This window comes from Mycobacterium sp. NGS15, assembly GCF_059813245.1.
In genome coordinates this window covers 72,234-84,470 of record NZ_JCALEF010000002.1, presented here as the reverse complement: position 1 = coordinate 84,470, position 12,237 = coordinate 72,234, and the positions used below count along the sequence as shown (strand labels likewise).

The following is a 12,237-nucleotide window of genomic DNA, read 5'->3' as shown; positions in this document are numbered from 1 at the left end:
GGTGCACTCCCTCCCAGTTGCCACGATAAATATCTGGTTACGATCTTTACCCAGATATAGACTAGGCGTGCGGGATGCAGGATTCAACCGCGGCACGCTGCGGCGTTATCCGCGGCCACTCCAGCGTGGGGCGCGGCCCTCCGCGAACGCACGCGGGCCCTCGGCCGCATCCTCTGAGCCCATGAGCCGCAGGTGATCGCTCGTCTCGCGCGCCGCAACCTCAGCGGGTGGCATCCCCGTCATCTGCGCGTCCCAGAGCAGCCGCTTTGTCAGCGCCGCGGACTGCGGCGCGACATTTATCGCGATATCACGAGCCATGTCCAACGCAGCGGCCAGTACCTGTTCGGCAGGCAGATATCTGTTGGCCAGACCGGCCTCGACGGCCCTCCGGGCCGAGAATGCCGCACCGGTGAGCAGTAGTTCGGCAGCCACCGCAGTACCTACTAGTCGTGGCAACGTCCAGTGCGCCATGGCATCCGGCGCTACCCCGAATCTCACCTGCGGTACGGCGTAACGGCCCTCCTCGGCGAGGATCCGGATGTCGGCGTGCAGCGCCAGCGTCATCCCGATACCGATGGCATGCCCGTTCACCGCCGCGATCACGGGAGTACTCAGTTCGAATGCGGCGGGCCGCACGGGGGACGCGGAAAAATCCGGATTGTCCGGGGCAGAAAACGTTTCCGAACCCGGCGAGATCTGCGCGCCACTGCAGAATGCGGGCGGAGTACCCGTAAGCACGATGACACGCACGGCCGAGTCATCGTCGAGCCGCCGATAGGCGGCGCCGAGCTCCCGACCCACCTCGGCCGTGAATGCGTTGCGCGTCGCCGGGCCGTGCAGGGTGAGCACCGCCACCCCGTCCCGAATCTCTGTGAGGAGCTCGGTCATCTAGCTGTTGACGGCCACCGGTGCCGTCTCGGCCGCAGCCTTCTTCCTACCGAAGCGCATGCCCTCGGTGATCCGGCTACGCCGCATCATCCCGATGTCGTAGGCGTAGTTCTGCTTCAAACGCCACGGGTGCTTGTCGCCCTGCTTCGGCAGTTCTTCCAAGGCACGCAGCACGTAGCCCGGAGTGAAGTCCATGAACGGCTGCTTCTCAAGCGTCTCGTCGGCAAGCTCGGGAACCGCTGTGACATAACCGTTCTCGTCCATGTAATTCAGCAGTCGGCCGACATACTCGGACACCAGGTCCGCCTTGAGTGTCCACGAGGCGTTGGTGTACCCGATGGTGAACGCCATGTTCGGGATACCCGTGAGCATCGCGCCCTTGTACACGGTCTGCGCGGGCAGGTCCACGGGCACACCATCGACCGTCGGGATGACACCACTGAAGAACTTCAGGTTCAAACCTGTCGCGGTGATGATGATGTCGGCGTCGAGGTGCTTACCCGACTTGAGCTTTATCCCCGTCTCGTCGAAGGTCTCTATGTGGTCGGTGACGATATCGGCCTTGCCCTTGCGGATCGTCTTGTACAAGTCACCGTTCGGCACGACGCAGAGGCGCTCGTCCCAGGGGTTGTACTTGGGACCGAAGTGCGTCTTGTAGTCGTAGCCCCTGGGCAGCTGAAGCTTGGCCTGCTGCATGATGATCCGCCGGGCAGCCCGCGGAAACTTCCGGCTGGCCTGGTAGCTGAAGATCAGTTGACCGATATTGATCCAGCGCGCGATCGGGTAAGCAACCTTGGGCGGCAATATCTTTCGCAAACCATTAATGATCGGGTTCTCGTTCGGCAGCGACAGGATGTACGTGGGCGAGCGCTGCAGCATGGTGATGTGACCGGTATCGGGCGCCATCGCCGGAACCAGAGTCACCGCGGTGGCGCCGGAGCCGATCACCACGACCTTCTTGCCCTTGTAATCGAGGTCCTCGGGCCAGTGCTGCGGGTGCACTACGGTGCCCTTGAAATCGGCCACGCCGGGGAACTCCGGCGAATAGCCCTGGTCGTAGTCGTAGTAGCCGCTGCAGCAGAACAGGAACGAGCAGGTGTACTCGACGATCTTGCCGTCGTGATCCACCTGGACGGTCCATTGCTGGGTCTCCGTGGACCATGCCGCGCCGACTACCTTGTGCCGATACCGGACGTGTCCGTCGATTCCGGAATTGGCCGCGGTCTTGTGCACGTAGTCCAAGATCGACGGGCCGTCCGCCAGCGTGCGGCTGTCGTTCCACGGCGAGAAGCGGAAGCCCAGCGTGTACATGTCCGAGTCGGACCGGATACCCGGGTATTTGAATAGGTTCCAGGTGCCGCCCATATCGTCGCGGGCCTCAAGCACCGCGTAGGTCTTGGACGGGCAGCGGTTCTGAATGTGCCAGGCCGCGCTGATTCCGGAGATGCCGGCGCCGACAATGAGCACGTCAAAGTGTTCGGACATGCCGCGATGCTACCGCTTACGGATCGGGGATAAAAGTAAAGTTAGGCCCTTGCGATTGCGCGCGCAGTGTGCTGACGACGCCGCAGGTCAGGGTTGTTCGGTGCGGGTGAACACGTACTCGGACCAGTCCGGACTCCGGACGGCATGCCAGTACTCGGGTAGCCGCCAGGGGCTGACGGTGTGTATCTCGCCGTCCGCGTTCTTGAAATAGGAGTGCTCGACGGCAGGGTGCGACCACACCATCTTCTTGATCTGGTCCTGTGTGCGCCGATGCCACTGGGCCGCTGCGCGCGGCTCGGGCTCCATCGCCAGGGTGCTGTCGGCGGCCAGGTGTTCGAGGCATTGGGTGATGTACCGCATCTGCAGTTCGGATTGGAAGATAAGGCTCCCGCCGTGGGCCAGGTGGGTGCCGGGTCCGTAGAGGATGAAGAAATTGGGGAACCCCGGAACGGTGATGCCGCGATGCGCGTAAGGCCGTTCCCCCCACATGCTGCGCAGCTCGACGCCGTCCCGTCCTGTGATCCGCATCGGCCACAACACCTCGGTGGCCCGAAATCCCGTGGCGTACACGATCACATCCGCGGCGTGCACAGCACCGTCCCGGGTGACGACGCCGTCCGGCTCGATTCGGTCGATCGGTGTGCGTACCAGCGCGACATTGCCGCGCCGGAGGGTGCGCAACCAGCTGCCGTTGTCCTGGAGTGTCCGCTTAGCCGTGGCCGGGTAGTCGGGCAAAACCTGGCCGAGTAGCCGTTCATCACCCCCCACCTGTTGGGTTATCCAGTCGGTGAACATCATTCGTGCGGCGGCGTTGATCGCGCTCACCGCGTAATCCTGGTCGGGGTAGTCGGGATCGATCTCGGCGGCATCCAGCCCCTTGTCCGCACCGGGCCACATGAGCAGGAATCGATACCAGCGCCCGTAGAACGGCAGATGTCTCATGGCCCACCGCACGCCGTCCTCCACCCGGTCGTGGTACATGGCATTGGGGAACATCCATTGCGGGGTGCGCTGGAAGACGGTCAGGTGCTCTACGGTCTCGGCGATGGCCGGCGCGATCTGGAATCCGCTGGCACCCGCGCCGATGAGGGCGACACGTTTCCCGGCCAGATCTACCGAGCCGTCCCACTGCGCGGAGTGGAAGGCAGGGCCCGTAAAGGTCCCGGCGCCATCGAAGTGCGGGATGTTGGGGCGGTTGAGCTGACCCACCGCGCTGATGACGGCACGGGCCGCAAGCTCCCGTACGGCGCCATCTTTAGTGCGCACCCGGACGTTCCAGCGCCCGTGTCGATCATTCCAGGTCGCCGACTCAGCCTCGGTCTCCCATCGCACGTGCTCACCGAGACCGCGCCTGTCGACAACCTGCTGGAAGTAGTCACGTAGCTCGGGCTGTTCGGCGAAGTAGTGGCTCCAGCCATCGCTCGGCTCGAAGCTATAACAGTAGAAGTGATTGGCGACGTCCACACGGGCGCCCGGATACGTATTCTCCCACCAGGTTCCGCCGGGGCCCGGGTTCTTCTCGACGATGGTGAACGGGATGTTGGCCTGTGCGAGCCTGATTCCAGCCAAGATCCCCGATTCGCCGCAACCGATCACGACGACGGGCAAGCTGTTCGTTTGTTCCGAATCCAGAGGTGTGGCACGTCGCGGATCGCTGCCCTCCAGATCGAGTTCCTCCAGTACCAGCGGCAGGTACTGTTGGGGAACCTCTTCACAGGCAGCCCAATTCACCATTTCCCGGACGACATCGGCGTCAAGTGGCTCCCGTTCCGGGCATCCTCGATCGCGGTAGTCCACGATCACCTGGAGTGCCAGCTCTCGGGCCCTCGCCTTGTCCTCCTCGGACATGAAGCCCTGAACTTCGTTGAGGAAGGTGGCGGCCTGCTTGAATTCGCGGATGTACCGCGGATCGCCGGTGATATGCACCAACGACAACAACAGCGTCGGGACGCTGACATCCTGTAGGGCAGCGATGATCTCGTGTGTGGACGTGGTGAAGGAGTGCCCCGCGTAGCGGTTACTCACGGCGCCTACCCGAGGTAGCTCGCGGGCAGTGATACGACACCGTTGATCCACCCCGACCTGAATCGGGTGGGTGCTCCGGTGGGCATGAGATCCGGTAGCCTGTCCGCCATGGCGTCGAACATGATGCCGATCTCCAGCCGGGCGAGGTTTGCGCCGAGGCAGTAGTGGATCCCGTGACCTCCGAAGGACAGATGCGGGTTCGGGTCGCGCTCGATGTTGAAGGTGAACGGGTTGTCGAACACCTCCTCGTCGAAGTTGGCTGAGGCGTAGAACATCCCCACGCGCTGACCCTTCCGTATCTGCACGCCTCCGAGATCGACGTCCTGCAGCGCGGTGCGCTGGAAGGCGACGATCGGGCTGGCCCAGCGGATGATCTCGTCGGCGGTGGTCTGCGGGCGGCGCTCCCGATACAGCTCCCATTGCGCGGGGTGGTCGGCGAATGCCAGCACACCGTGTGTGATGGCATTACGTGAGGTTTCGTTACCCGCGACCATGAGCTGGATGACGAAGTAGGCGAACTCCAGTGGGGTAAGCGGACGATCGTCATACGCACCCTGGACCAATCCGGTGAGGATGTCGTCCCGCGGATTCACTTGCCGCTCTTCGGCCATCGCGTAGGCGTAGCCCAGCATGGAAACAGTGGCGGCGGTGGCGGTATCTTTGCCGATGGCCGGGTCGTCATAGGCGAACATCTGGTTTGTCCAGTCCAGCACCTGCTGACGATCCGACTCGGGGATGCCCACCAGATCGGCGATGGCATGCATGGGCAGCACCGAGGCGATATCGGACACGAAATTGCCGCTGGACCTTTCGGCGGCGGCCTCCACGATATTCTTGGCGCGCGCGACCAATCGTCCGTGTAATCCGTTGACGGCCTTGGGCGTAAACAACGGCGAGACGATGCGCCGCAGAATGCGATGTTTGGGCTCATCCATGTCGATGAGCAGGTTCTGGCGCTGGATGTCGAGCTGCTCGGCGGTGATGTCCTCGTTGTAGCGCACCACCGTCGTGTTCACGCTGTTGGAGAACACGTCATTGAGCCGCGATACCTCCTTGACGTCAACGTGTTTGGACACCACCCAGTAGCCGTCGTCGTCGAATCCGGCCACTCCCCTGGGCTGGGCGTTCCACCAGACGGGTTCGGTCTTACGCAGGTATGCGAACTCCTCGACGGGGATACGCTGCTGGATAAGATCCGGGTCGGTGAAATCGAACCCGGGCGCGAACGGGCATCTGGTCATCGCTTCAAATACCCCTTGTCGACGGGAATCTGAGCTCCGGTCATGACGCCGGACGCATCGCCGGCGAGCCAGGCCACCACTTCGGCGATTTCGGCGGGTTCGACAAGCCTGTCGTTGTCCACCAGCGTCTGGCTGAAGCTCTGCAGGTATGCCGGGTGCTTCTCGAACATCCGCAGCACCGATTCATCGGCCGCCAACGGCGTGTTGGTTCCGTAGGGGTGGATGGAGTTGACCCGAATCCCGTACTCCCCCAGCTCGACCGCCAGCGAATTCGTCAGCCCCACCACACCGAACTTGGCCGCCACATAATGGCCGCAGCCCGGCATGGCCTTGATCCCGGCAGAGGAGCTCACCGTGATGATGGACCCGCCGTTGCCGGCTTCGATCATCGCGGGGACCGCCGCCTTGATGGTGTTCCACACACCGGTCAGATTGACGTCGATGACATCGCGCCACTGATCGGCCTCGATCTCCCACAGCCGCGCCCAGCTCGCGATGCCCGCATTGGCGACCACGATGTCCAAGCGGCCGAATCGCGTGATCGCCTCATTGATCACTTTCTGCTGCCCGGTGAGGTCACGTACGTCGATGCGCTCGGCGATGATTTCGCGGCCCAGATCCCGGACCGCTGCCACGGTCTCGTCGAAATCTTCGGCAGTGGTGGCCGGGTATTCGTTGTAGGGCGACGGCTTGTCACAGGTGTCGATGGCCACAATGTCGGCTCCGTCGGCGGCGAGCCGAATGGCGTGCGCACGGCCCTGGCCGCGCCCCGCCCCGGTGATGTAGGCGACGCGCCCGGCGAGCGGCTTGTCAGGCTGATTGCTCATGAAGCACCTTTGCTTTCAGGGAGACTGGACGAAACGAGTAGTCGGAGAGTGGCGAATGCCGTGAGAACCAGTTCATCTCGCTCACCGTCTGGGGCCGGTAGTAGCGGGCCTCGCCCTTGGAATTGACGAAGTAGGTGCTCAGCGGCGGCTGGCAGTCAGTGGCGTACAGGCGAATCGCCTTGCCCTGATGGGCCATCCGGCGCACCCACTTGTCGAAAGCCTGTTGCCTCACTTCAGCGACCTCGCGGCGACTGCGACGGGATGCCGCAATGACGCGAGCGGCGTGGCGCGCATTGGCCTCCACCATGGCGTGCCAGCCCTGCCCTTGATTGCCCTCGGGGCCCACCAACACCCACCGGTTGGGCAGGCCCGGTAGCGCCGAGCCGCCATAGGTCCGCATCTCGTGGTCGCGGTAGTACTCGCCCAGGTCAAACCCGTTACGGCCCCGAACAGTTCCGGGCTTGTAGTGCTCCGGGTCGGTATAGATCTCGTACCCGGTCGCCAACACCAAGAGATCGACATCATGATGCGTGCCGTCCCTTGTCTCGATGCCGGTTGCGGTGACGCGCACAATGGGGTCGGTCACCAGCCGCACCTTTCCGGCATCGACGGCCTGCAGGAAGTCGTTGGATAAAACGGTGCGACGCGCCAAAATCCCGTACCCGGGCATCAGGGCGTCACGCAACACGGTGTCCCTGACGGTGCCTGCCAGCAGCTTGCGGTACCACCGCCGCGCCATATCGTCGTAGCGGGGAATCATCTGGCGCAACAAGGATTCCGGTAACAGCGGCAGCAGATGGAACAGCACCGCCTGTACGGCGTCCATGACTCCGACGATCAGCGCGTTGATGACTGTCAACACGAACGGCGCACTCAGCATCCGCTGGGTACGGGGCGAGAGATCGGGGTTGGGTTTCGGAATAATCCATGCGGGGGTGCGCTGGAATGTCGTGACCGACGCCGCTGCGCCGGCAACAGCGGGGGCAATCTGGATGCCGCTGGAACCGGTGCCGACCACCGCGACACGCTTACCCGCGTAATCGTAGGTATGGTCCCACGCATTGGGTCGCATGGTTCTGCCGCGGAAGTCGCTGAGGCCGGGGATATCGGGGCCCGGTTTGGTGTCGATGTATCCGCCTACCGCACTGATGACGTACCGGGCCCGAATGCTCGGCTTCCCGGCCACGGTCAGCTCCCAGTATCCGCCGTCCTCGTTCCAGCGTTCCGCGGTGACGGCGCTGCCTCCCCGAAAGTGCCTGCGCAACCCGAGTTCTTCTGCCACCGACAGGTGATAACGCTGGATTTCGGCACCGTCGGCGAATAGCTTCTTCCACCGGCCCGTTCGTGCAAAGCTCAACTGGTAGAACAACACCGGGATATCTACGCCAAGGCCCGGATAGGTGTTGTCACGCCAGGTGCCACCGAAATCCTCGGCACGGTCCAGGATCACGAAGTCGTCGATACCCTGCTGACGCAGGTAGTGTGCGGCGGCGATACCGCCCGGACCGGCGCCGATAATCGCGACCTGACAGTCGATGTCGCTCATGCCAGTCCACGCAGGACGAATCGAGAGAAGTAGTCGCGCACCACGGCCGGGTCCTTCAGATTCACGGAGATGGCAGGCAGCACTTCGATGCTCATCAGCGTTCGCATGATCCATTCGGCGCCTTCGGTGGCGTCGACATCCTGACCGATCTCGCCGCGTTCTTTGGCGGCCTCGACCTGCGGCGCCCAGAATTCGACCGACCGGCGCATCAGGTCATCACCACATTCGTCGAGCACCAGCTCCAACACGTTGGACACGTGCAGCGTCGGGTCCAGGCGATCGGACCACGCGCGGTGGTCGCTGATGCGTACCGCCGCCTCGCCGACCTGGTCGGTCAGGGTGGTCTTGGCGCTCACCGCCCCCGCGAACAGCTCGATGAAGGCACCGGCGATGAAGCCGACGGCGACGTCGATGGCCTCCTTCTTGCCACCGAACCAGTTGTAGATGGTTCCGCGGGAGACGCCCGCCTCGTCGGCCGCGGCCGACAGGCTGAAACGTTGAATTCCGGAGCGGACCAGGGTCTGCGCAACGGCAGCGACGATCGGCTCGGGTACCTCACCGCGCGGGCCCGCTGTCTTCACAAGCTTCACGTTTGAACACTTTGCGCGAATGTGTTCAAAGTGTCAATAGGCGATCAGCCGCCCGTTGTGGTCCTGGCCAACAGTTCCTCAACGGGCCACGTGTTGATCACTCGTTCCTCCGGAACGCCGGCCTCCAGCGCGCGCTCGCAGCCATATCCGGAGAATTCCAGCTGCCCCGGTGCGTGCGCGTCGGTGTCGATGGAGAAGTCGCACCCGATGTTCAGCGCGAGGTCGAGCAGGCGGCGCGGCGGATCGCGGCGCTCCGGGCGAGAGTTGATCTCGACGGCGGTGCCCGAGTCGCGGCACGCCCGGAAGACCTCTGCCGCATCGAATGTCGATTCGCCTCGGGTACCTCGCTCCCCCTCCACCAGCCGACCCGTACAGTGGCCCAGCACGTCGACACGCGGATTGGTGACGGCGGCGATCATGCGCCGGGTCATCGCGGCAGAGTCCATCGCAAGCTTGGAATGCACACTCGCCACAACGATGTCGAGCTGGTCGAGAAGCTCGGGGTCCTGGTCCAGCGCGCCGTCATCCAGGATGTCGACCTCAATACCGGTGAGGATTCGCATGGGCGCCACCTGATCCCGCAGTCCACCGATGACCTTCAGCTGGGCGCGCAACCGTTCAGCTGACAGCCCATTGGCAACGCGCAGGCGGGGCGAATGGTCGGTGAGCGCACAGTATTCGTGGCCAAGCGCCTTGGCGGCGCTCATCATTTCTTCGATGGGCACCGAGCCGTCCGACCAGTTCGAATGCAGATGCAGGTCCCCCTTGAGTGCGGCGCGCATACTGCCACCGCCGGTGCTCTTGGCGTTGGCGCGCAGCTGTTCGAGAGTGCTGGGCACCTTGCCGGCCCAGGCCTCGACGGCGACGGTCGCCGTCTTGGGCCCCAGGCCCGTCAGGCTCTTCCAGGTCTTGCCGGCGCCATGGCGCTCTCGCTCTTCGGGACTGAGCGCAGCGATAACGTCGGCGGCCTTCCGGTACGCCATGACGCGGCGCGACTCCTCGCGAGCGAGTTCCTTGTAGTAGGCGATCTCACGCAGGGCTGCGACGGGGTCCATGTCCAGGACTCTAGGCGCGTGCCGCCAGCTCCTCATCACGATTATCTGGCGGATAGTCCTCAATCTCCGCCGACAGCATCGCCAGCTCGTCCAGTTCGTCAAACTCTGTCGGCGAGCTCAGCCGCAGCCAGCTGACGGCGCCGATCATGAAGCACAAGAACGCCAATGGATACCAGCCACTCATCAGCTGGCCTATCCAGAACGGTCGCAGGTCGAGGAAGTTCCAATACACCCCGCTGAAGTAGATCGTGGTGTGCCCGCGACCTGGCCGGTGCAGGGTCCACATGAAGACCATGGCGAACAGACCCACCGCACGCCAGGCCCAGCCGTTCGACCAGGGCCGCCCGGTGGTGCATGCCTTCGCGACGAGCCAGATGATCGCGGGGGCGAACCACACCCAGTGCGCGGCCCAGCTGAACGGAGACACCGCGCAACCGGTAAGTCCCACCAACACCACGGCCAAGAGCCGTTCTCCCCTGCGGTGCGCCCACACCGCGACGGCCATACCGCTAGCAAGTACCAAGAGGCTCAACACAATCCATAGCCACTCCGGGCGCGCGTGCGGGAAGAAGTACCGGGCCAGGAATCCGTTGATCGACTGGTTCGCCAGGTGGTCGATCCGGCTGATGTGCGCGGTATCGCCTACATGACTCCAAAACCATGCGCTGTCGCGCGGCAGCAGTGGCCAGATCAGCGCCACGGTGGCGGCGAAGGTGGCCGTCGCGGTCACGGAGGCACGCCATTGCCGCGTGAGCAGCAGATACGGCAGAAAGACCAGCGGGGTGAGCTTGATACCCGCGGCAAGACCGAGGCCGATCCCCTGCCACCGCCCCTGATTCGGTCGCACCAGATCCAGCAGCACCACCGCCATGAGCAGGACGTTGATCTGTCCCCACCAAAGGGTGGCCTGCACCGGCTCGACATCGATGACGATGGCCGCGAGCGCGGCACTCATCGCGGCGAGCCGGATGTCCGCGCGCATGCCGGCCAGACGCAGGATGCGCCATGCGATCACTGCCAACGCACAGATGGACAGCGCAAGCAGCAGCCACTTCGCGACGCCGAATGAGGCCCAGGCAAGCGGCGCCAGAACCAGCGTTGCGAAGGGCGGGTAGACGAACCAGGCCTGGTTCAGCGCCGGGGCCCGGTACAGCCTCTTGTCATCCCAGAGCCCGCGCACCGCGGCACGGTAGGTATCCAGGTCGTAGCCGTTTTCGGTCAGCCCAAAGAATCGCGTGTCGAAGGGGACGAGGCGGTTGTGTACCACCATGGCCAGGACAGCCACCGCCAACGCACCCAGAACGGCACCACGTGGCAGCCGCATCTCCCCACCCCACCTGTGCATCCGGCCGATTTTACGGCCGCGGCGGTTAGGACGCGGCGCCGATCTTGGCCTCGTCCTGCCAAGCGGCCGCGACGTCGTTGAGGTCGAGACGCAACGTTGCGGCCAGTTGAACGACGGCACCAAATGCGGGCGTCGGGAGCCGTCCGGTCTCAATCTTGCGCAGGGTCTCCGGCGAGATTCCCGACGCACGGGCGACATCATCAAGGGGGCGGTCCCCGCGCGCGGCGCGCAGCAGCCCACCCAGACGCTTACCCGCGGCGAGTTGCTCTGCGGTGAGCGGCTGACGAACCATGCCGCCGACTCTAGTCTTGGTATTTAAATACCAAAAGCCCTAAGGTGGTATTTAAATACCGTCCAGGAGGTACGTGTGATCGAGTTGAAATCGCCTGCGGAGATCGCGCGCATGCGGGTGACCGGCGGGTTCGTGGCCTCGGTGCTGTCCGAACTGTCGGCGATCGCGGCGCCCGGCGTCAATCTGCTCGACCTGGAGCACCGCGCCCGTGAGATGGTCACCGAACGCAGCGCGGTGTCCTGCTACTGGGACTACTCCCCCTCCTTTGGGCGCGGACCGTTCCGCAATGTCATCTGCCTATCGGTGAATGACGCAGTGCTGCACGGGCTTCCGCATGATTACGTGCTGGCTGATGGTGATCTGCTGAGCATGGACTTCGCGGTGAGCATCGACGGCTGGGTGGCCGACTCCGCGGTGAGCGTCGTCGTCGGCACCGCAGATCCCGAGGATGTGCGGCTCATCGACACCACCCGCGCCGCCCTGGATGCGGCCATCGCGGCGGCGCGGCCGGGCAACCGGCTGGGCGACATCTCGGCGGCGGTGGCCACGGTGGCCGAGGGGGCCAAGTACCGAATCAACACAGACTTCGGCGGACACGGCCTAGGCCGGACCATGCACGAGGATCCCCATGTGCCGAACAAGGGGACCGCCGGCCGGGGGTTGAAGCTGGAACCCGGCCTCACGCTGGCATTGGAGCCGTGGTTCGGGCGCGGCACCCACCGGCTCACCGTGGATCCGGACGGGTGGACGCTACGGATGGCGGACGGGTCTCGGGGCGCGCATTCCGAGCACACCATCGCCATCACCGAGGACGGGCCGCAAGTACTGACGTTACGGGACTAGAGGGGATCGGCTACGGCACACCATCCGCTACCGCCCCCAGCCCGGACTGGTTACAGGTCTATAACGATCGTGAGCGACAGGCGTGTCCGCGATCCGACAC

General features: G+C 64.2%; 11 protein-coding genes. 1 reads left to right on the top strand and 10 read right to left on the bottom strand.

Annotation, left to right across the window (positions count from 1 at the left end; all coding sequences use genetic code 11):
* Window positions 1-105: 105 nt before the first annotated feature.
* The 10 genes from AC5Y5C_RS04620 to AC5Y5C_RS04575 form a co-directional block, all read right to left on the bottom strand.
* Window positions 106-888, bottom strand: coding sequence for an enoyl-CoA hydratase/isomerase family protein (locus AC5Y5C_RS04620; protein ID WP_499969498.1), 783 nt, complete (start codon window positions 886-888; stop codon window positions 106-108).
* Complete coding sequence (locus AC5Y5C_RS04615; RefSeq protein WP_499969496.1) at window positions 889-2,373, bottom strand: flavin-containing monooxygenase; 1,485 nt, start codon at window positions 2,371-2,373, stop codon at window positions 889-891.
* Between the two features lie 87 nt (window positions 2,374-2,460).
* The gene (locus AC5Y5C_RS04610) at window positions 2,461-4,398 is read right to left on the bottom strand and encodes a flavin-containing monooxygenase (protein ID WP_499969494.1); all 1,938 of its coding nucleotides are present in this window, start codon (window positions 4,396-4,398) and stop codon (window positions 2,461-2,463) included.
* Between the two features lie 5 nt (window positions 4,399-4,403).
* Entirely contained in the window at window positions 4,404-5,639 is a 1,236-nt protein-coding gene (locus AC5Y5C_RS04605) for a cytochrome P450 (protein WP_499969492.1), read from the bottom strand.
* On the bottom strand, window positions 5,636-6,466 hold the full coding sequence (locus AC5Y5C_RS04600) for a mycofactocin-coupled SDR family oxidoreductase (protein WP_499969490.1): 831 nt from the start codon (window positions 6,464-6,466) through the stop codon (window positions 5,636-5,638). Before AC5Y5C_RS04600 ends, AC5Y5C_RS04605 begins: the two co-directional genes overlap by 4 nt.
* Window positions 6,450-8,012: a flavin-containing monooxygenase gene (locus AC5Y5C_RS04595; protein WP_499969488.1), complete on the bottom strand. Its 1,563-nt coding sequence runs from the start codon at window positions 8,010-8,012 to the stop codon at window positions 6,450-6,452. Before AC5Y5C_RS04595 ends, AC5Y5C_RS04600 begins: the two co-directional genes overlap by 17 nt.
* Window positions 8,009-8,602, bottom strand: a complete 594-nt coding sequence (locus AC5Y5C_RS04590) for a TetR/AcrR family transcriptional regulator (RefSeq protein WP_499969486.1) — start codon at window positions 8,600-8,602, stop codon at window positions 8,009-8,011. The genes AC5Y5C_RS04595 and AC5Y5C_RS04590 overlap by 4 nt, the downstream gene beginning before the upstream one ends.
* A 44-nt stretch (window positions 8,603-8,646) precedes the next feature.
* Complete coding sequence (locus AC5Y5C_RS04585) at window positions 8,647-9,657, bottom strand: PHP domain-containing protein (RefSeq protein ID WP_499969484.1); 1,011 nt, start codon at window positions 9,655-9,657, stop codon at window positions 8,647-8,649.
* Window positions 9,658-9,667: 10 nt separating this feature from the next.
* On the bottom strand, window positions 9,668-11,002 hold the full coding sequence (locus AC5Y5C_RS04580) for a glycosyltransferase 87 family protein (protein ID WP_499969482.1): 1,335 nt from the start codon (window positions 11,000-11,002) through the stop codon (window positions 9,668-9,670).
* Between the two features lie 25 nt (window positions 11,003-11,027).
* Window positions 11,028-11,294, bottom strand: coding sequence for a helix-turn-helix domain-containing protein (locus tag AC5Y5C_RS04575; RefSeq protein ID WP_078290787.1), 267 nt, complete (start codon window positions 11,292-11,294; stop codon window positions 11,028-11,030).
* Between the two features lie 75 nt (window positions 11,295-11,369).
* On the opposite strand from AC5Y5C_RS04575, the gene map reads away from it, so the two are divergent.
* A complete protein-coding gene (gene map, locus AC5Y5C_RS04570) occupies window positions 11,370-12,137 on the top strand; it encodes a type I methionyl aminopeptidase (protein WP_499969480.1) in 768 nt (255 codons plus the stop codon).
* The last annotated feature ends 100 nt before the right edge of the window (window positions 12,138-12,237 follow it).